At 68.8% G+C, this 19,540-nt stretch carries 16 protein-coding genes; 8 read left to right on the top strand and 8 right to left on the bottom strand.

Annotated elements, in window-relative coordinates:
- Window positions 1–836: cytochrome c oxidase subunit II (gene coxB / locus VLF18_RS18720; protein ID WP_325281146.1), on the bottom strand; the 836-nt coding region annotated here is incomplete at its 3' end.
- Between the two features lie 454 nt (window positions 837–1,290).
- Here coxB and putA point away from each other — a divergent pair.
- Window positions 1,291–4,485 carry a bifunctional proline dehydrogenase/L-glutamate gamma-semialdehyde dehydrogenase PutA gene (putA, locus tag VLF18_RS18715; RefSeq protein WP_325281145.1) on the top strand — a complete coding sequence of 1,065 codons (3,195 nt, stop codon included), beginning with the start codon at window positions 1,291–1,293 and terminating at the stop codon, window positions 4,483–4,485.
- 51 nt (window positions 4,486–4,536) lie between these two features.
- Here putA and VLF18_RS18710 read toward each other — a convergent pair whose 3' ends face one another.
- The 4 genes from VLF18_RS18710 to VLF18_RS18695 form a co-directional block, all read right to left on the bottom strand.
- The gene (locus tag VLF18_RS18710; RefSeq protein WP_325281144.1) at window positions 4,537–4,722 is read right to left on the bottom strand and encodes a hypothetical protein; all 186 of its coding nucleotides are present in this window, start codon (window positions 4,720–4,722) and stop codon (window positions 4,537–4,539) included.
- Between the two features lie 285 nt (window positions 4,723–5,007).
- A complete protein-coding gene (locus tag VLF18_RS18705; protein ID WP_325281143.1) occupies window positions 5,008–6,156 on the bottom strand; it encodes a hypothetical protein in 1,149 nt (382 codons plus the stop codon).
- 147 nt (window positions 6,157–6,303) lie between these two features.
- On the bottom strand, window positions 6,304–6,771 hold the full coding sequence (locus VLF18_RS18700) for a DUF3592 domain-containing protein (protein ID WP_325281142.1): 468 nt from the start codon (window positions 6,769–6,771) through the stop codon (window positions 6,304–6,306).
- A 250-nt stretch (window positions 6,772–7,021) separates the two neighbouring features.
- On the bottom strand, window positions 7,022–7,726 hold the full coding sequence (locus VLF18_RS18695; RefSeq protein WP_325281141.1) for a Bax inhibitor-1 family protein: 705 nt from the start codon (window positions 7,724–7,726) through the stop codon (window positions 7,022–7,024).
- Window positions 7,727–8,190: 464 nt separating this feature from the next.
- Between VLF18_RS18695 and VLF18_RS18690 the strand changes: the two genes are divergently transcribed.
- The 4 genes from VLF18_RS18690 (at window position 8,191) to VLF18_RS18675 (ending at window position 12,016) form a co-directional block, all read left to right on the top strand.
- A complete protein-coding gene (locus tag VLF18_RS18690; RefSeq protein ID WP_325281140.1) occupies window positions 8,191–9,789 on the top strand; it encodes an AAA family ATPase in 1,599 nt (532 codons plus the stop codon).
- Between the two features lie 68 nt (window positions 9,790–9,857).
- Window positions 9,858–10,934, top strand: a complete 1,077-nt coding sequence (locus VLF18_RS18685; protein ID WP_325281139.1) for a general secretion pathway protein GspB — start codon at window positions 9,858–9,860, stop codon at window positions 10,932–10,934.
- Between the two features lie 46 nt (window positions 10,935–10,980).
- The gene (locus VLF18_RS18680) at window positions 10,981–11,667 is read left to right on the top strand and encodes a rhomboid family intramembrane serine protease (RefSeq protein WP_325281138.1); all 687 of its coding nucleotides are present in this window, start codon (window positions 10,981–10,983) and stop codon (window positions 11,665–11,667) included.
- A 28-nt stretch (window positions 11,668–11,695) separates the two neighbouring features.
- The gene (locus VLF18_RS18675) at window positions 11,696–12,016 is read left to right on the top strand and encodes a DUF1820 family protein (protein WP_325281137.1); all 321 of its coding nucleotides are present in this window, start codon (window positions 11,696–11,698) and stop codon (window positions 12,014–12,016) included.
- A 21-nt stretch (window positions 12,017–12,037) separates the two neighbouring features.
- Here VLF18_RS18675 and VLF18_RS18670 read toward each other — a convergent pair whose 3' ends face one another.
- The 3 genes from VLF18_RS18670 to gpmI all read right to left on the bottom strand — a co-directional run bounded on the left by VLF18_RS18670 (window position 12,038) and on the right by gpmI (window position 16,204).
- A complete protein-coding gene (locus VLF18_RS18670) occupies window positions 12,038–13,348 on the bottom strand; it encodes a S41 family peptidase (protein WP_325281136.1) in 1,311 nt (436 codons plus the stop codon).
- Window positions 13,349–13,466: 118 nt separating this feature from the next.
- Window positions 13,467–14,633, bottom strand: coding sequence for a murein hydrolase activator EnvC family protein (locus tag VLF18_RS18665; protein WP_325281135.1), 1,167 nt, complete (start codon window positions 14,631–14,633; stop codon window positions 13,467–13,469).
- 38 nt (window positions 14,634–14,671) lie between these two features.
- On the bottom strand, window positions 14,672–16,204 hold the full coding sequence (gene gpmI / locus VLF18_RS18660; RefSeq protein ID WP_325281134.1) for a 2,3-bisphosphoglycerate-independent phosphoglycerate mutase: 1,533 nt from the start codon (window positions 16,202–16,204) through the stop codon (window positions 14,672–14,674).
- 215 nt (window positions 16,205–16,419) lie between these two features.
- On the opposite strand from gpmI, the gene VLF18_RS18655 reads away from it, so the two are divergent.
- From VLF18_RS18655 to VLF18_RS18645, 3 genes are all read left to right on the top strand, one after another.
- Complete coding sequence (locus VLF18_RS18655) at window positions 16,420–17,073, top strand: hypothetical protein (RefSeq protein WP_414717245.1); 654 nt, start codon at window positions 16,420–16,422, stop codon at window positions 17,071–17,073.
- 119 nt (window positions 17,074–17,192) lie between these two features.
- Window positions 17,193–18,872, top strand: coding sequence for a M28 family metallopeptidase (locus VLF18_RS18650; protein ID WP_325281132.1), 1,680 nt, complete (start codon window positions 17,193–17,195; stop codon window positions 18,870–18,872).
- A gap of 133 nt (window positions 18,873–19,005) precedes the next feature.
- On the top strand, window positions 19,006–19,540 hold a 535-nt coding region (locus tag VLF18_RS18645; protein WP_325281131.1), incomplete at its 3' end, for a tetratricopeptide repeat protein.

The raw sequence follows: 19,540 nt of genomic DNA, 5'->3' as shown, positions 1-19,540 counted from the left end.
GCGAGCCACTGGTCGAATTCGGCCTTCGGCTTGGCTTCGACGACGATGGGCATGAAGCCGTGGTCCTGGCCGCAGAGTTCGGCGCACTGGCCGCGGTAGACGCCGGGCTGTTTGATCAGGGTCCAGGCGTCGTTGATGATGTCGGGGATCGCATCGGTCTTCCAGCCGAGAGCCGGCACCCACCACGCGTGAATCACGTCGTCGGCGGTGATGACGAAGCGGATCTTCGCGTTGGTCGGCAGCACGAGCGGCTTGTCGACATTGAGCAGATAGGTGGCTTCGTCGCCGACCTTGACCGCGTGCGGGTCGAGGCCCGAGTTCAGCTGGCGCGTCTTGTCGCTGTCGGCGTCGAGCTTGGAAACGAAGTTCACGCCGGTCGGCTTGCCGTCGTAATCGACGTATTCGTAGCGCCACTTCCACTGGTAGCCCGTGATCTTCACGGTCAGCACCGGGTTGGACGTGTCGGCCTGCTTGACGAGGATCTCCGTGGCCGGCCAGGCCATGGCGACGAGGATCACGACGGGGAGGGCGGTCCAGATCACTTCGGCCTTGGTGTTGTGGCTCCACTGAGCCGCCACCGCGCCCTTGGACTTGCGGAACTTGAACATCGCATAGGCCATCGCGCCGAACACGATGATGCCGATGACGACGCATACCCACAGCGCGATCATGTGCGCGTGGTAGGCGTTTTCCGACGACTCGGTGACACCCTTGCCCATGTTCAGCTGCCAGCGCGCCGGCATGCTGGAGGCATGGACCATTCCCGCCGTCGTCGCGAGCGCGACCGCCGAGACGGCGCGCGCGATACGCGTAGTTGCCAGAGACTTCATTGCCATCACCCTAAAGCCATCCCAGTCGTTGGGGCCGCCGCCGTCCACGAGCCGCGCGAACCGTCGAAACGGTTCGCCCGACCAGCGTCCGGCCACGCACCGAATGCCATTGCGCCACCGATCGCAAGCCCGGCTGGTGGGCCGTGGAACGCGCCGTCGTGCGACAGCGCAGGCCGGAGGCGTTGCGCAGTTTCGACGATGAGGCTGGTCCGCAGGATCGGCACTGTCGCTTGCGGCGGCGGCGGCGCGAGGGCCGCGCCCGCAGCAGCGACAGGCGTAGAACCGCGAAATGATAGTGGCTAGGCCGGACACGGGCAAGGAAACCGGCGCGTGGCCGCACGGCGTCCGGTGCCGCGTTCCACCGGGCCCTGCGGCGAATTGCCGCAGTACCGATCCCTTCGCCGACATGGCGATTTGGTGCTTGACCGGCCCACACCCCCCTCTAGAATCGCGAGCCTCCATGCCGGGCTTGGGCCAGGCCGGCAGTCCACCAGCGAGATCCTCCGTGAGTGCCGACATCCTGACACCCGAACTGCCCGCGCCGGCCGACGCCGCGCGCGCGCGCATGACCGCCGCGTACTGCCGCGACGAAACCGAAGCGGTCAACGAGCTCGTGGCCCAGGCCGCGCTGCCGCCGGCGGAACGCGACCTCGTGCTGGCCCGCGCCGGCGAACTCGTCGCCCGCGTCCGCGCCAAGGCCGACCAGAAATCCGCGGTCGAGTCGTTCATGCGCGAATACGACCTTTCCTCGGAGGAAGGCGTGCTGCTGATGTGCGTGGCCGAGGCGCTGCTGCGCATTCCCGACAAGGAAACCGCCGACAAGCTGATTTCCGACAAGCTCGGCGACGCGAACTGGGAATCGCACCTGGGCAAGAGCGATTCGGTGCTCGTCAATGCCGGCACCTGGGGCCTGATGCTGACCGGCAAGCTCGTCACCCTGGCCGACGAGACCCAGCGCAATTTCCTCGGCGCGCTCAAGCGCCTGATCGGCCGCGCCGGCGAACCCGTGATCCGCCTGGCCGTGCGTCAGGCGATGCGCATCATGGGCCACCAGTTCGTCATGGGCCGCACGATCAAGGAAGCGCTCGACCGGGCCGAGGAAAAGGACAACCGCGCCTACCGCTATTCCTACGACATGCTCGGCGAAGGCGCGCTGACGACGCCCGACGGCGAGCGCTACCACCGCGCCTATGTCGATGCGATCAAGTCGCTCGGCGCGCGCGGGCCGTTCGCGAACGTGCTCGACGCACCGTCGATCTCGATCAAGCTGTCGGCGCTGCATCCGCGCTACGAAGTCGCCAAACGCGAGCGCGTGTTCGCCGAACTGCAGCCGAAACTGCTCGAGCTCGCGCGGCTCGCGAAGGCGCAGGGCATCTGCCTGACCGTCGACGCCGAGGAATCCGAGCGCCTGGAAATCTCGCTCGACCTGATTGCCGCCGTGCATGCGGATCCGTCGCTGGCCGGCTGGCAGGGCTTCGGCCTCGCCGTCCAGGCCTACCAGAAGCGCGCGCCGTTCGTGATCGACTGGCTGGCCGAGAAGGCCAAGGCCAACGGCCAGCGCTGGTGCGTGCGCCTGGTCAAGGGCGCGTACTGGGATTCCGAGGTCAAGCGCGCGCAGGAAGGCGGCCATGCCGGCTATCCGGTGTTTACGCGCAAGCCGAACACGGACGTGTCGTACCTCGCCTGCGCGCGCCGGCTGTTCGACTACGGCGACCTGTTCTATCCGGCCTTCGCGACCCATAACGCGCACACGATCGCGGCGATCCACCACATGGCCCGCGGCCGTCCGTTCGAGTTCCAGCGCCTGCACGGCATGGGTGCCGACCTCTACGCCGAGGTCGTCGGCGAGCGCAATCTCAACGTGCCGTGCCGCGTCTACGCGCCGGTCGGCTCGCACGAGGACCTGCTGCCGTACCTGGTCCGCCGCCTTCTGGAAAACGGCGCAAATACCAGTTTTGTCAATCGCATCGTCGACGAAAGCCTGTCGATCCGCGACCTCGTCGCCGACCCGGTCGAGGTCGTGCGTCATTTCACTACGAAGCCGCATCCGCGCATTCCGCAGCCGGCCGGCCTGTTCGGGGAACAACGGAAGAATTCCATGGGCGCCAATCTCGGTAACGACAACGAACTCAAGGCGCTCGCCGACGCGATCGCCGCCTCGCCGCAGACCTGGACGGCCAAGCCGCTCGTGCCGGGCGCGGGCGTTTCCGGCGCGAGCGTCGCCGTGACCGATCCGGCCGACCGCCGCCGCAGCGTCGGCAGCTGGCAGCCGGCCGATGCGGCGACGGTCGAGAAGGCCATCGCGAACGCCGTCGCGGCGCAGCCGGACTGGGATCGCACGCCGGCCGCGGGCCGCGCGAAGATCCTCGAACACACCGCCGACCTCATGGAAACGCACCGCGGCGAGCTGATCGCGCTGTGCGTGCGCGAGGCCGGCAAGACGATTCCCGATGCGATCGCCGAAGTGCGCGAAGCGGTCGACTTCTGCCGCTACTACGCCGCGCAGGCGCGCAAGATGCTCGCCCACGGCGAGGCGCTGCCGGGACCGACCGGCGAGTCCAACCAGCTGTTCCTGCACGGCCGCGGCGTGTTCGTCGCGATCAGCCCGTGGAACTTCCCGCTCGCGATCTTCATGGGGCAGGTCGTCGCGGCGCTCGTCGCCGGCAACACCGTGATCGCCAAGCCCGCCGAACAGACCAACCTCGTCGCGTTCCGCGCCACGCAGCTGCTGCAGGAGGCCGGCGTGCCGGCCGGCGTGCTGCAGTTCGTGCCGGGGAACGGCGCGACGGTCGGCGCGGCGCTGTGCAACGACCCGCGCATCGCCGGCGTCGTGTTCACCGGCTCGACCGAAACCGCGCGCGCGATCAACCGCGCGCTCGCCGCGCGCGACGCCGCGATCGCCGTGCTGATCGCCGAAACCGGCGGCCAGAACGCGCTGATCGCCGACTCCTCGTCGCTGCCGGAACAGGTCGTCAAGGACGCCGTCAGCAGCGCGTTCTACTCGGCCGGCCAGCGCTGCTCGTGCGCGCGCATCCTGTTCGTGCAGGAAGACATCGCCGACAAGGTCGTCGCGATGCTCGCCGGCGCGATGGACGAACTGAAGGTCGGCGAACCGCGCCTGCTGTCGACCGACATCGGCCCGGTCATCGACGAGGACGCGAAGAAGATCCTCGAGGATCACGCCGCGCGCATGGACAAAGAGGCGAAGCTGATCAAGGTCGCCACGCTCGGCGCCGGCACGGAACACGGCACGTTCTTCGCGCCGCGCGCCTATGAGATTTCCTCGCTCGGCCAGCTCAAGCGCGAAGTGTTCGGCCCGGTGCTGCACGTGCTGCGCTGGAAGGCGTCCGAGCTCGACAAGGTCATCGACCAGATCAACGCGACCGGCTACGGCCTGACGCTCGGCGTGCACAGCCGCATCGATTCCACGATCGAGCAGATTTCCAAAGGCGTCAAAGTCGGCAACTGCTACGTCAACCGCAACCAGATCGGCGCGGTCGTCGGCGTGCAGCCGTTCGGCGGCGAGGGCCTGTCCGGCACCGGCCCGAAGGCCGGCGGCCCTCACTATCTCGCGCGCTTCGTCACCGAGCGCACGCTGACGATCAATACCACGGCAGCCGGCGGCAACGCGTCGCTGCTGACCCTCGGCGAGTGAGTTCCGCGCCGCGAACCACCGCTGGCGGCGGTTCGCGGCGCCTTTAGTCAGTCAGTTGACGGCGATGACGGGCTCCAGCCCCGGCGAACGTCGACAGAGCGGCGACTCACGCAGGATCTCCTCGAGTTCCTCGCGCGTCACCGGCCGCTCGCGGCTGCCGCCGGGCGCAGTCGCATCGTCTTCGCGCACGGCCTGCGGCAGCGGCAACCGATGGCCGAGCGGATGGAGCGTCGGCACCGGGCCATCGGTGCGGATCGCCGCGCTCGCGTCGTCCGAGCCCTGCCGCAGCCCGGCGTCGCCGTAACGACGGCGAAGCAGTTCGCCGTGGTCAGTTGCCCGCGCCAGTCGCCGACGAGCAGGTCGGAAATGGCGCTGTCGATGTCGGCAGCCTTCAGCACGCGTTCGCGCAACGGTCCCGGGTCGCCGATATCGTATGACGCGCGCGCAATGCCGCACATCACAGAGTGCCTTTGCGCCGGCGGTCGATGACCCACCGGCCGCGGCCGTCGGACGGCGTTCGTGTCAGCGACCGGAGCCGCGCAACGTGCGGAACAGCCGCGTATCGCGCACGATCGCCGCGAGTTCGGCGATCTCCAGACGCCGCTCGCGCACGCCGCTGGTCGTCGAAGGGTCGTCTTCGCGCACATGGCTCGGCAGCGCGACAAACTGGCCGAACAGATTCATGCCGGCGACGTGTTCGTCGTTGCGGATGCTTGCGATGGCGTCGTCGATTCCCTGCGTGGTGCCGACTGCGCCGTGGCGCTTGCGCAGCAGTTCGACCAGCAGATCGGGATGGTCGCCGCCGCCGCGACCGGTCGGTTCGTGCCAGTCCTGCAACAGTTCGGCGAGCGCCGTGTCGATCGGCGCGGCGCGCAGCACGCGTTCGCGCACGTCGTCGAATCCGAACAGCTGCGCATTCCACAAGCTGGTCCCGCAGATGCGGCGTATCGGCCCGACCGTGGAACGATCGATGACGATCCCGGGGCCCGTTGCTGCGGACGACGTCGCGACCGGTTCGTCCAGCGTCTCGCGCAGCGCCTTCCAGCGGTCGGCCGACCGCTCGTCCGACAGGCCGGGCAACACGAAACGCGGCTCTGCGGCGGCGAGCCGCATCCGCGCGCCGTCGATGTCGCCGCCGCGCGCGCGCTCGGCGATGAAGGCGATTTCGATCTGCCCGTCGATTTCGGAGGTCAGCACATAGCGGGCACGCAGCCACGCGGCGGCGGATTCGCGGCCCTGGCGCAGATGCCGCTCCATCTGCGCGACGCTGACGCGTACGCGCATGAGCTTCGCCAGCACGGACGGCTCATCGGCGTCGGGATCGTCGGCGTACTCTTCGACGAACCCGGCGGTGAGCGCTGCAGGATTTGCCGAAATGGTCATCGCCAGCGCTTCGACGAGCGCGTCGGCTTCCAGCAGTTCGCGGGCGTCGCCGGAATCGGTCTCTTCGACCGCGTCCGCCCGCGTGATCTGGGCCACCGTGTCGAGCGCCGGCACCGTCGCGGCCCAGCCGCATGTGATCCAGCGCATCGCGACGTAGTCGGCGATGTCGTTTTCCTCCGCGTACGCGCGCAACTGCGCGTCCGTCGGCACGGGAGGACAGTTCTGTGCCTGCGCGGAAACCGATGCAGACGCCCCGAACGCGATGAACGCGAGCACGCGTGCTTTCATTTGAGAACCCCCTTCCCGATGCGACCGGCGCAGCAGCGCGCGCCGGTCGATCATAGGGAGCGCCGCCGCGATTGCCGCGGTCGCTGCGGAACGGGCTTTACTCGGGATTCATCAGCCGGTCCCGCACTGCGATTCCCGATTCCCGCCTCACGCCGCAACCGGCTCTGCGGCCGGCCTGCGCAGCCGATAGACGAGGATGCCGATGCCGATCAGCAGCAGGATCGCGCCGACGCCATAGAAGAACGCCGATTCGTCCCTGTGATCGGCCAGCGCGACGGTGGTCGTGTCTTCCGGCAGATAGCGCACCGAGATCGTGGTCGGCTTGTCGTCCGGCGCGTCGCGGAGCTGCTTGCCGAGGACATCGGACACGCTGACGTCGTCATGCACCTCGCGATTGTCGGCCGTGACGAACGTGACCTTCGCATGGAAGTTGCGTTCTCGACCGCGCTTGGTGCTCCAGGTCACTTCTGTCACGAGCGCATCGGTGACGACGCCGTGGTCGGCCAGCGCCTGGCTGTCCTTCGATTCCTTCCAGCCGGCGAACAGCATCACCGGACCGCCGACCAGCAGCGCCACGAGCAGCAGGATGCCGCGAAGTTTGCTCAGAAAACCCATGTCATACCCCCAAGGTGAAATCGTCCCGCCGCGATTGCGCCAGGTGACGAGAGAGAAAAGAAATGCAGGAAAGGGCAGCGAGTGCGTGGCGATCGCCGCATCGGCCGAAACGTGATCGCCGGGCCGCCGGTATCAGGCAGTCGTGTCATCCCTGGAACGGAGCCGTCGCGGCTGCGTCATGCCGGTCGCCGCCGTCGCGGCATCCGGCCGGCGATCCTTCCGTGGATCGCCGTCGCTTGCGGAACCGATGTCAGTCGTCGCTGCCGGCGAAGGACATCAGCAGGCGCAGCACATACCAGAACATCAGCGCGACCGAGGCGAACAGATGCAGCGCCGCACCGGCCGGACGGTCTTCCGGATAGTGATGGATGATGTTCGAGGTGTCGTACAGCACGCAGCCGCCCGCGAAGATGATCATGATCGCGGAGAACCACACGCCGAGCTGGAAGCCGAAGATCACGCTCGCGAGGATCGCGCCGAGCGCGACGAAGCCGCTGATCTTCAGGATGCCGCCGAGGAAGGAGAAGTCCTTCTTCAGCGTGAAGGCGGTGAACGTGAGGCCGCCGACGAGCAGCAGCGTGATGAACGCGGCGGCGCCGATGGCTCCCGGTGCGATGCGGCCGGCGATCGCGAGGATCGGCGCGAAGATCAGCGCTTCGGCGACGACGTAGACCGCCAGACCGAGCAACTGCTTGCCGTTGCTGTCGGCGTTGTCGGCCCAGCTGCTGGCGAGCCAGCCGACGACCATGAATGCGCCGAGGAAACCGATCCAGGCCCACTTGCTCGCGCCCATGAGCTTGAGCATGGCCACGCCTACGCCGGACAGGTAGAACGCGACGCCGAGCAGCGTGAACGCAACGATCGCGCCGCCGAGATGCAGATAGGCCGAACGGATGAAGCCGATGCGGCGACTGTCCAGTCCCGCATCGGAATGGGTTTGCGCAATGTGATCCATGAGTGACCTCTGAGACGAAGGAGCCGGTAGAGCCGCCGGACGCCGATACCCCTGACGCCGCAGCCGCGAACCTCGCACCGGTGTACGGAGCCGGCACAGTTTACATGCAGCCCCAGGCCGCCAGCACTGGCGGATTCGTCAAGTGGGTCGGTCTGCAGGACGAGGCGGTTGACTCAACTGTGGGGCAGTGAGCGGCGTCATGACGTCGCTCGGCGCGCGGTGCGGCACTCGACGGCGCAGAGCGGGGAACCGCTGTGCATTTCGCCGACGTGTTCGCTGCGAGCCCGTCGGGTGCGCGGCGGAACTTCGGCCGCCCGGCAGATGCGTGCGCCAGCCTGCGGGCAACACTCGTTTGGCCGCGCGCCAGCGATTTTTTAACGCAGCCCGTCAGAGGCCATCGGTTAAGCTTGCCCGTCCTGCCCGCCAGACCGGCGGACGGGCCGCCGTCGAGGAACCCCGGCCGCATGTATCTGGAGCACTACGGTCTCAAGGAAACGCCGTTCTCGATCACCCCGGACCCGCGCTACGTTTTTCTGAGCGAGCGCCACCGGGACGCGCTCGCGCACCTGCTTTACGGCATCGGCAAGGGCGGCTCCGGCGGTTTCGTGCAGTTGACCGGCGAAGTCGGCACCGGCAAGACCACGCTGTGCCGGCTGATGCTCGAACAATTGCCGGAAAACACGCGCGTCGCGCTCGTGCTGAATCCGAAGATTTCGCCGGTCGAACTCGTCGAAACGGTCTGCGAAGAACTCAAGCTCGACATCGAAGGCCGGCGCGGCAGCCTCAAGGCGCTCGTCGACACGCTGAACACATTTCTGCTCGACGCCTACGCGCAGGGGCTGCGCGTCGTGCTCATCATCGACGAGGCGCAGAACCTGTCGGTCGACGCACTGGAACAGGTGCGCCTGCTGACCAATCTCGAGACGCCGACGCAGAAGCTGCTGCAGATCATCCTGCTCGGCCAGCCGGAACTGCGCCGCCTGCTCGAACGCGACGACCTGCGCCAGCTCGCCCAGCGCATCACCGCGCGCTATCACCTGACGCCGCTGAACGCCGATGAATGCGAGGCCTATGTGCGTCATCGCATGGCCGTCGCCGGCTCGCGCAAGCTGCCGTTCTCGCGACTCGGGCTGCGCGCGCTGTATCAGCGTTCCGGCGGCGTTCCGCGCCTGATCAACGTGATCGGCGACCGCGCGCTGATGGCCGGCTTCGCCCGCGAGACCGACAGCATCGGCGAGCGCCTCGTCGATCTCGCCGCCGACGAAACGCTGCCGGGTCACGCGCGCTACTACCTGCGCCGCTACGGCCGCTGGGTCGCGCTCGGCCTGATCATTGCCGGCGGCATCGCCGGCACGTACTGGATGCGGCGCGTGCCGCCCGCGCCGGCACCCGCGCCGCCACCGGCCGCGCAGACGCCGCAACCGCCGCCGGCCGACGCCGCGGCCGAACTCGGCGCAAAGCTCGGCGCAGTCGACGGCGCCGACCTCATGGCCTGGACGCAACTCCTGGCGCGCTGGCAGGTCAGTTCGAAGGACGTCGGCGTGGCCGAAGCCGCACGCTGCCAGGCGCACGTATTCCCGGGCTTCGACTGCCTGCGCGGACAGGCGACGCTCGACCAGTTGCTGCGGTTCGACCGACCGCTGCTGCTGGAACTCGACTACAACGGCAAGCGCGGCCTCGCCCTGCTGCGCGGCGTGGCCGGCGAGGCCGTTAGGCTAGACTTCGCCGGCGTCGGCTACCGGCTGACGCGCAGCGAACTGCAGCGTCTCTGGAAAGGCGGCTTCGCCGTGACCTGGCGCGTGCCGGCCGACACGCCGGTGCCGCTGCGCGTCGGCGACGCGGGCAACGGCGTCGGCTGGGTCAAGCAGCAGCTCGCGCGACTGGACGGTCAGGCAGAAGCCGGCCTCGGCCCGGCGTTCTTCGACACGGCGCTCGAGGAGCGCGTGCGCAAGCTGCAGTCGGCCTACGGGTTGACCGCCGACGGCATCGTCGGGCAGGAAACGCTGTTCGCGCTGTCCTCGCTGGGGCCGGACGGTCCCCGGCTCGCGCGGACGGCCGATTGACCGCATTGATTGAATCTCTTTGAACGACGCACGTCGAACCGACACACGACCACGACACCAATGACGCCATGTCCCTGATCCATGAAGCGCTGAAGAAAGCGGAACAGCAGCGCCGCCTCGGCGAACCGCCGAACCTCGGCACGCCGTTCGCACGCGCGCCGCGGCGTCGTTCGCTGCTGCCGTTTCTGGCCGTCGCCATCGTCGGCACGCTCGGCGCCGGCTGGTATCTGTCGCGGACCGGCACGCCCGACGAAGCTCCCGCCGCGGCGAAGACCGACAAACCCGCCACGGCGCCGGCCGAGCCGCGCGGCGCGGGCGCAGGCACTGCCGCGACCGCATCGGCCACCGGCGGCGCGCCGGCGAGCGCCGCGGCGGAGCGCCGCCCGGCCATTGGCGCGAACGCGGCCGCCAATCCGAACGTCGCCGCCGCGCTGCCGGCCGCACCGCGCGTGCAGAACCAGGCGCCGTCGCAACCCAATCCGCCGACCGTCCAGGACGTCGCCGAGCGCGAATCCGAACCGCATCCGCCCGGCGCCAATCCGCTGGCGCCCGGCGAAGCCGCGCCGCTCGCGCTCGGCACGCCGCCGCCGGAAACTTCGGTGAACGACCCCGAAGGACTCGCCGCCAAGCAGGCGGTGAAGGAAAAAGAATTCGCGACGGCGCCGCGACCGGCCGCCGAACCGGGGCGCTCGCCGTTCATCAAGGAGCGCCCGCAGGCGCCGCCGTCGACGAAGCAGCGCGCCCAGCCCGACGCGGCGCGCGCAGGCTTCGTGCCGCCCGACCAGAAAGCGCCGCCGCCCAAGCCGCCGGTTGCCGACGCGCCGCCGTCGAAGCCGCCGGTCGCCGCGGCAGCGGCTCCCCCACCGGCAACCGGTGCCGCTGCGCCGCCGGCCGCGCCCGCGCTCGAACAATTGCCGGCCTACTGGCAACTGCCGTACAACGTGCGCAAGGAACTGCCCGAACTGAAGCTGTCGATGCACGTCTACAGCGCGACGCCGGCCCAGCGGTTCGTCGTGCTCAACGGCAATCGCCAGGTCGAGGGCGACGAGCTCGGCGGCGACGTGCGCGTCACCGAGATCCGCACCGACGGCGTCGTCCTGACCTACCACGGCCAACGCTTCCTCGTGCCGCGCGGCGGTTCCTGATCCGAGTTCCGCGCCGTCGGCGCGGATCGACGCCAGCGAGGATTGCGTGGTCTTCATCCAGGTCGAATCGCGGCGCCGCCCCGGCCCTCCGTGGGCCACCATCAGCATCGTCGCGCTGAGCGTGCTCGCGTTCTTCTGGCTCGCGGCGACCAGCGGCGACGAGCGCCTCGCGTTGCTCGCGCGCTGGGGCACGGTGCCGGCGCAGCTGTTCGACACGAGCGCGCCGCTGCTGCGCCAGCTCGTCGAACTGCGCGGGCTGCGCCTGTTCAGCGCGCTGTTCGTGCATGCGAACTGGCTGCACCTGACCGGCAATCTGCTGTTCCTGATGATCTTCGGCCTCGCGGCCGAACGCCTGCTCGGTTCGCGCCGATTCCTGACCCTGTACCTCGTCGGCGGCGCGGTCGCGAACCTCGTCGGCGCGCTGACCGTGTCCAGCGCGTTCACGCCGATCGTCGGATCGAGTGGCGCAGTGTCCGCGGTCGTCGGCGCCTATCTCGCGCTGTTCCCGCGCTCGCGGCTCGGCCTGGTGCTGCCGCTCGGCCTGTTCCTCGAATTCGTCAAGGTGCCGGCACCGGTGCTGATCGGCTTCTGGGTGCTGCTGCAGCTCCTGTTCACCTACGTCGGCCCGACCTTCGGCGCGGTGGTCTGGTGGACGCACATCGCGGGCTTTCTCGTCGGCGCGCTGATGGCGCTGATTTCGCGTCCGGCGATCGCGCGGCGGCTGCGCCAGTGACGATGCGACTCCTTCCTGCGATGCGACGATGAAAAAACTTTATAAAATTACGTTCCTGAACAACGGAAAGAGTTACGAGCTCTACGCCGGCCACATCGGGTCGAGCCACCTCTGGGGCTTCACCGAGGTGTCGCAGATCGAGTTCGAGACGCGCGGCGAAGGCCTCGTCGTCGATCCGACCGAGGAGCGCCTGCGCGAAGAGTTCGAGCACACGCGCGTGCTGTATCTGCCGATGCACGCGGTCATCCGCATCGAGGAGGTCGAGCGGCGCACGCCGGCCACAATCCGCGACGCGGCCAGCGGCGAGAAGATCACGCCGTTTCCGTATCCGCCGGCGCGGCCGAAGTAGCCGGGCCGGCTCGCGCAGGTCTCAGCCCTTGGCCGGCGTCGCCGGCACCGGCTTGCGCAGCGCCATGGCCTTGAGCACGTGCACGGCCTCGTTGAGCGCGTAGTCGTCGAGCGGCGCCGCCTCGGTGCTCGCGCCGGGCTCGGGCTGCTCGTTCTCGCCCTTCAGATGATTCGGCAGGTCGCGCTCGCTCGTGATCAGCGACGGCGGCGCGTCGCGCACGCTGAGCTTGAGGTCGCGCAGCTCGATGTCGGGCACGATGCCGGTGGCCTGGATCGAAACGCCGCTCGGCGTGTAGTAGCGCGCCGTCGTCAGCTTGACCGCGTGGCCGTCCTCGAGCGGCAGCACGGTCTGCACCGAGCCCTTGCCGAAGGTCTTCTGGCCGAGGATCAGGCCGCGGTGGTTGTCCTTGAGCGCGCCGGCGACGATTTCCGCGGCCGAGGCGGTGCCGCGATCGACGAGGATCGCGAGCGGCGCGCCGCCGGTCAGGTCGCCGGTCGTCGCGCTGAAACTGAGGTCGGTGTCGTGCAGGCGCCCGCGCGTCGTCACGATCGTGCCGCTCTCGAGGAACACGTCGCTGATCTCGACGGCCGCGGTCAGAAGGCCGCCGGGATTGCTGCGCAGGTCGAGCACGACGCCGCGCAACGGCGCGTCCTTGCCGCGGAGCTTGGCGAACTTGCGCTTGAGCTCGGCGCCGGTCTCTTCCTGGAACTGCGTGACGCGCAGATAGGCGTAGCCCGGTTCGAGCCAGCGCGCGCGCACGCTGGCGACTTTGATCTTCTCGCGCTTGAGCGTGATGTCGACCGGCACCGACTCGCCTTCGTGCAGCACGGTCAGCACGACGCTGCTGCCGGGATTGCCGCGCAGCAGCTCGACCGATTCGTTGACGTTTTCCGAGGAGACGGTCTTGCCGTCGATGCGCGTGATGATGTCGCCGGGCTTGATGCCGCCGCGTTCGGCCGGCGTGTCGTCGATCGGCGCGACCACGCGCAGCACGCCGTCGATCGTCAGCACTTCGAGGCCGAGGCCGTCGTAGGCGCCGCTCGTGCCTTCGGTCAGGTCGCTCAAGCCCCGCGGATCGAGGTATTCGCTGTGCGGGTCGAGTCCCGAGAGCAGGCCCTTGATCGCCGCTTCCATCATGCGCTTGTCGCCGACATCGTCGACGTAGGCCTGCTTCACCAAGTTGTAGACGGCCGTGAACGTGCGTACATCGTCGATGCTGACACCGGCCTTGGCCGCAGCGGCCTCGGCGGTTTCGGGCGCGGCCGGCGCGTCGGCCTGCGCGGCGAACGCGAACGAAGTCAATGCAAGAAACAACAGCGGGCGGGACGGCATGGGACGACTCCAGCGAACGTTCGATGACTATACCGCGGCGGCGGCGCGGGCTCTGACCGGCGCTGAGGGCAGAAGTGCCGCCGCACGCGGCGCTATCAAGGGCAAAAGGCCGGCGTCGTCAGGGCGACGGCTTGAGCCAGCCGCGCGGATCCAGCGGCTTGCCGCGCGCGCGCAGCTCGAAGTAGAGCCCGGCATTCTTGCGACCGCCGCTGGAGCCGGCGGTCGCGATCGGCTCGCCGGCGTCGACCCAGTCGCCGACGTCCTTGAGCAGGGTTTCGTTGTAGCCGTACAGGCTCATGTAGCCGTCGCCATGATCGAGAATCAGGATCAGCCCGTAGCCCTTGAGCCAGTCGGCATAGGCGACGCGGCCGTGCGACACGGCGCGGATCTCGGCCCCCGTGTTCGCACCGACGACGATGCCCGAGATCGCACGGCCCGAGTCGTCGCTCGATCCGAAACCGACTGCGATCCTGCCCGCGAGCGGCCAGGGCAGCCGGCCGCGGCGCGCGGCGAACGGCTCGGCGGCCTGCAACTGCTTCGGAATATCGGCGAACACGTCGCGCAGGCGTTCGAGCAGATCGACGAGCGCGGCCTCGTCCTTGCCGAGCGCGGCAAGCCGCGCAGCCTGGTCGCGCAGGCTCGCATCGAGCGTGTCGATGACGCGCTCGCGCTCGGCACGCTCGCTGTCCAGGCGTGCGCCTTCGGCATTGCGCTCGTCGCGCGTCGCGGTGATCTGGGCGACCTGCGCTTCGATCGCGTGCTGCACCTTCGCGAGATCGGCGAGGTCGGCGAGCAATTCGCCGATGCGGTCGGTGCGCGCGCGCTGGAAATAGCGGTGATACGCGAGCACGCGCGAGGTCGTCGCGACTTCGTTCTGCTGCAGGATCAGCTTCAGCTCTTCATGCCGGCCCAGCGCATAGGCCGAGCGCAGCAAGGCGGCAAGCGCGTCGCGCTGGGTCTTGAGCTTGTCCCCGAGTTCGCGCTTGCGGCCTTCGAGTGCGCCCAGTGCATGCTGCTGCTCGACGAGACGTTCGTCGAGCGCGCGCAGTTCGCGCGCGATCGCGGCGATCCGCGTCTCGCGCTCGCGCAGCTCGACGGCGACGCCGCCTTTCTCGGTCTCGGTCGCCTTGCGCTGTTCGGCGAGTTCGCGGATCTGCGCGCGCGTCGCTTCGAGCTTCCGCTGCGCGTCGCGCTCCTCGGCACTCGGCTCAGCCGGCGCAGCGGCATCCTGCGCGCGGGCGGACGAGCAGACGGCGAGCGTCAGCGCCGCGACGAGCGCCGCCACGGCGAACCCGCATCGCGACGATCCGCGCACGCGCGTCCTCAGCCGGGAAACTGCAGCAGCGAGCGGCCGCTCATCTCGGCCGGCACGGGCAGGCCGAGCAGGCCGAGCAGGGTCGGCGCGAGATCGCGCAGTGCGCCGCGCGTCATCGCGGGACGTCCCGGTCCGACGTAGACCAGCGGCACGGGCCCGACCGTGTGCTGCGTGTGCGGCTGGCCGTTCTCGTCGAGCATCTGTTCGAGGTTGCCGTGATCGGCGGTGATCAGCATCGCGCCGCCGGCGGCGCGGATCGCCGCATCGAGGCGACCGAGCGCGACGTCGACGGCTTCGACCGCGGCGATCGCCGCGTCGAGCATGCCGGTATGACCGACCATGTCCGGATTCGCGATGTTGCAGACGATGAAGTCGAAGCGTCCCGACGCGATCGCGGCGACGAGCTGGTCGGTCAGCTCGGGACAGCTCATCTCGGGTTTCAGGTCGTAGGTCGCGACCTTCGGACTGGGAATCAGCAGGCGTTCCTCGCCCTCGTACGGCGCTTCGCGGCCGCCCGAGAAAAAGAACGTCACGTGCGCGTATTTCTCGGTTTCGGCGATGCGCAGCTGGGTCTTGCCGAGCGCGGCGAGGTATTCGCCGAGCGTGTTCGCCATCGACTGGGGCCGATAGGCCACGGCGCTGACCGCGAGGCTCGCACTGTACTCGGTCAGCGTCACGAACGCCGACAACGCCGGCGAGCGGGCGCGCACGAAGCCGTCGAACGCCGCGTCGGTGAACACCTGGGTCAGCTGGCGCGCGCGATCGGCGCGGAAATTCATGAACACGACCGCGTCGCCGTCGGCGAACGCGGCGCCGCCGCCGATCACGGTCGGCTTGACGAACTCGTCGTTCTCGCCGCGCGCATAGGCCGACGCGAGCGCGCCGACGGCGCTCGCCGCATGAAACTCGGCCCTGGCGTCGGTCAGCGCGTCCCAGGCGAGCTGCACGCGGTCCCAGCGCTTGTCGCGGTCCATCGCGTAGTAGCGGCCCGACACGGTCGCGACGAAGGCGCCCGGCGTCGCGGCGCATTTCGCTTCGAGCGCGCGCAGCGACGGCTCGGCGCTCTTGGGCGGCATGTCGCGGCCGTCGAGGAACGCGTGCACGGCGATGCGCGGCACGCCGCTGCGTGCCGCGAGATCGAGCATCGCGAAGACGTGGCTTTCGTGGCTGTGCACGCCGCCCGGCGACATCAGGCCTAAGACGTGCAGCGTGCCGCTGCCGGCCCCGGCCGCCGCACAGGCCTGCAATAATGCTGCATTGTTGAAAAATTCACCCGTGGAAATGTCGCTATCGATGCGGGTGAGGTCCTGGTAGACGACGCGGCCCGCGCCGATGTTCATGTGGCCGACTTCGGAATTGCCCATCTGGTCGTCGGGCAGGCCGACGTGGAGGCCGTGCGTGTCGACGAGATCGTGCGGGCAGGTGTCCAGCAGGCGGCGCCAGTTCGGGCACTTCGCCAGCGCGATCGCGTTGTAGTCGGTTTCGACGCGATGGCCCCAGCCATCGAGGATCAGCAGCAGGACGGGCTTCGGTGCGGTCACGGCGGAAACGGCGGCAGGAGCGGAACGCGCATGGTAGCGGAATCGCCGGACCGGGGCCGCCGCCGGCCATGACCAACGGCAGGGGTCGCGCATCGGGCTGCAACCCTTTTCGAAAACGCCGCATCGAAGTCCCTGCCAGCGCGGAACGCCGTTTTCCGCGAGCGCCGGCGCCGCAGCGGCGGCCGGCTTCACTTTCCAGGAGTCGTTTCATGACCATGCGCACGCTCGCTTTCGCCCTCAGCGTCATTCTCTCGGCCGGCACCGCCTATGCCGGCAGCACCGGACCGGACATCGACAAGGTCAACGGCTCGATCCGCGTCGACGAAGGCCAGCTCGCCGGCGATCTCGAAACGGTCAACGGCTCGATCCATCTGGCCAACCACGCCAAGGCCGATTCGGCCGACACCGTGAACGGCTCGATCGAACTCGGCGACGACACCGAGATCGATTCGGCCGAGACCGTCAACGGCGCGGTATCGCTGGGCCAGCGCGCCCGCATCCGCCACGACCTCGAGTCGGTCAACGGCGCGATCACGCTCGAGCGCGGCGCCGACGTCGGCGGCAAGGTGTCCAACGTCAACGGCCGCATCCGCACCGAATCGGCGCGCATCGGCGGCGACATCGAGACCGTCGCGGGCGACATCGAGATCGGCGCCGACTCGCGCATCGAAGGCGGCATCCTCGTCGAGAAGCCCAGCGGCTGGTCCTGGGGCAAGCAGAAGAATCCGCGCGTCGTGATCGGACCGAACGCCGTCGTGCGCGGTCGTCTCGTGTTCCGCCGCGACGTCGATCTCTACGTCAGCACCAGCGCGAAGATCGGCGCGGTCGAAGGCGCGACCGCGAAATCCTTCAGCGGCGCGACACCGTAAACGCAGCGGCAGCGACGCGCGCCGTCGCTGCCGTCTTTCGTCGCGGGCATGACTTCCGGCCTGGCTGAGGCCGCGGCGCGCCACCTACACTCGGGCTTCTGTGTTCGACCGGAGGCCCCATGCGCCATGTATTCGTGATCGCGAGCGCCGCACTGACGCTCGCCGCCTGCTCCGAAGCTCCACCGCCCGCCGCGCCGACAGCCGCGACGGCCGCACCGAAGACCTATGCGTCCACGTTCGCCGGCAGCGGCGCCGATTTCGCCGACCGCCTGAAGAAACTGTCCTCCGACGAATTCGAAGGCCGCGAACCCGGCACGCTCGGCGAGCGCCTGACCACGGCCTACATCAAGGACCAGTTCGAGCGCGCGGGGCTCAAGCCCGGCAACAACGGCTCATGGTTCCAGTCGGTACCGACCGTCGAGATCGCGCTGCAGAACACCGACGTGACGCTCGACATCGCCGTCGGCGGCGGCAAGGAATCCTTCGCGTACAAGACCGACATGGTCGTCGGCAACCTGTCGGCCAAGCCCGACGTCGCGATCAAGGACTCCGAACTCGTGTTCGTCGGCTACGGCGTGAATGCGCCGGAACAGGACTGGAACGATTACGCCGGCCTCGACGTGAAAGGCAAGACCGTCGTCGTGCTCGTCAACGATCCGGGCTTCGGCAACAACGACGCGGCGCTGTTCAAGGGCCGCGCCATGACCTACTACGGCCGCTGGACGTACAAGTTCGAGGAAGCCGCACGCCAGGGCGCCGCCGCAGCGCTGATCGTGCATGAAACCGAAGGCGCGGGTTACGGCTGGGGCGTCGTCGAGAACAGCTGGAGCGGACCGCAGTTCGATCTTCCGGCGAGCGAGGATCCCGCACCGCGCCTGGATGCCGCGGGCTGGATCACGAAGGCCTCGGCCGAGCGCCTGTTCGCGAAAGCCGGTCTCGATTTCGCCGCGCTGCGAAAGAGCGCGGACGTGCGCGGCTTCAAGCCGCAGGCATTGCCGGCCAAGCTCACGACGACGCTGAAGAGCACGATCAAGAGCGGCAGTTCCGACAACGTCGTCGCGATGCTGCCGGGCGCGGGCAAGCCCGACGAAGCCATCGTCTACAGCGCGCACTGGGACCATCTCGGCAAGGACCCGACGCGCAGCGGCGACCAGATCTTCAATGGCGCGGTCGACAACGCGACCGGCGTGGCCGGCCTCATCGTCATCGCCGAGGCATTCGCCAAGCAGAATCCGCCGCCCGCGCGCAGCGTCGTGTTCGCCGCGGTCACGCTCGAGGAATCGGGCCTGCTCGGATCGCGCTACTACGCCGCGCATCCGCCGATCCCGATGGACAAGACCGTCGCGAACATCAACATGGATGCGCTGTATCTCGCGCCGACCGCGCGCAACATGGCCGTCGTCGGCTTCGGCCAGTCCGAACTCGATGCGTATCTGAAGGACGCGGCCGCGTCGCAGGGCCGCGTGATCACCGCCGAGGAATCGCCGGAGAAGGGCCATTTCTTCCGCTCCGATCATTTCAACTTCGCGCGCAAGGGCGTGCCCGCGCTGTATGCGAAGGGCGGCACCGACCTGTTCGAAGGCGGCCAGGAAGCCGGCCGCGCCGCGTTCGACGACTACGGCAAGAACCGCTACCACCAGGTCGCCGACGAGTTCAAGGAGAGCATGCCGATCGCCGGCGCCGTCGCCGATCTCGAAGCGCTGTACAAGGTCGGCAGCAAGCTCGCCGGCGAATCGACGTGGCCGCAATGGGCCGCCGACAGCGAGTTCAAGGCGGCGCGCGACGCGTCGAAGAAATAGACCGGCAATCACGCAGGTTGCGGTGAGCCGCAGGCGAACCGCAACCTGCGTGCAATACGCGCAGTACGGGCGCACTGCTTGCACCCTGATGCGCACGACGGCACGATGCGGCGTCTTTCCGCACGCCGCCGCCATGCCCGCCCTGCTGATCGTCTCGGTCCTGCTGCAATTCGTCTGTCTCGTGCACATGGTGCGGTCGGGACGGCCGTACTGGTGGATCTGGGTGATCATGATCGGCTCCTACCTCGGCGTGGCCGTCTACTTTTTCACGCAGATCCTGCCGGACCTGCGCCACGACCCGGCGAGCCGTCGCCTCGTACGCAATGTGCGCGACCGCATCGATCCGGAGCATCAGCGCCGGCGCATCGCGCAGCAGCTCGACATCGCCGACACCGTCGAGAATCGCCGCCGGCTCGCCGAGGAATCGCTGCGGCTCGGCGACTACACGAACGCGGCCGAGCTGTATCGCTCGGTGCTCAAGGGCATGTACGCGACCGACCCGCTGTTCCTGCTCGGACTCGCGCAGGCGCAGGCCGGACTCGAGCAGTACGGCGATGCGCGCGACACGCTCGATACCTTGATCCGCGCGAATCCGGACTTCCGCTCGGCCGACGGGCATTTCCTCTACGCGCGCTGCCTCGAAGCCCTCGGCGAGAGCGAGCGCGCGC

The organism is Tahibacter sp. (assembly GCF_035481375.1).
Lineage (GTDB): Bacteria > Pseudomonadota > Gammaproteobacteria > Xanthomonadales > Rhodanobacteraceae > Tahibacter.
Note: the sequence above shows the minus strand (reverse complement) of the source record. Positions and strands in the feature narration are given on the sequence as shown.

What these genes read in the sequence shown, in the direction of transcription:
- putA (WP_325281145.1), top strand. Translation starts at nt 1,291, where the DNA reads ATGCCGGGCTTGGGCCAGGCCGGCAGTCCACCAGCGAGATCCTCCGTG.
- VLF18_RS18705 (WP_325281143.1), bottom strand. Translation starts at nt 6,156, where the DNA reads ATGAAAGCACGCGTGCTCGCGTTCATCGCGTTCGGGGCGTCTGCATCG.
- VLF18_RS18700 (WP_325281142.1), bottom strand. Translation starts at nt 6,771, where the DNA reads ATGGGTTTTCTGAGCAAACTTCGCGGCATCCTGCTGCTCGTGGCGCTG.
- VLF18_RS18695 (WP_325281141.1), bottom strand. Translation starts at nt 7,726, where the DNA reads ATGGATCACATTGCGCAAACCCATTCCGATGCGGGACTGGACAGTCGC.
- VLF18_RS18690 (WP_325281140.1), top strand. Translation starts at nt 8,191, where the DNA reads ATGTATCTGGAGCACTACGGTCTCAAGGAAACGCCGTTCTCGATCACC.
- VLF18_RS18685 (WP_325281139.1), top strand. Translation starts at nt 9,858, where the DNA reads ATGTCCCTGATCCATGAAGCGCTGAAGAAAGCGGAACAGCAGCGCCGC.
- VLF18_RS18675 (WP_325281137.1), top strand. Translation starts at nt 11,696, where the DNA reads ATGAAAAAACTTTATAAAATTACGTTCCTGAACAACGGAAAGAGTTAC.
- VLF18_RS18670 (WP_325281136.1), bottom strand. Translation starts at nt 13,348, where the DNA reads ATGCCGTCCCGCCCGCTGTTGTTTCTTGCATTGACTTCGTTCGCGTTC.
- VLF18_RS18655 (WP_414717245.1), top strand. Translation starts at nt 16,420, where the DNA reads ATGCGCACGCTCGCTTTCGCCCTCAGCGTCATTCTCTCGGCCGGCACC.
- VLF18_RS18650 (WP_325281132.1), top strand. Translation starts at nt 17,193, where the DNA reads ATGCGCCATGTATTCGTGATCGCGAGCGCCGCACTGACGCTCGCCGCC.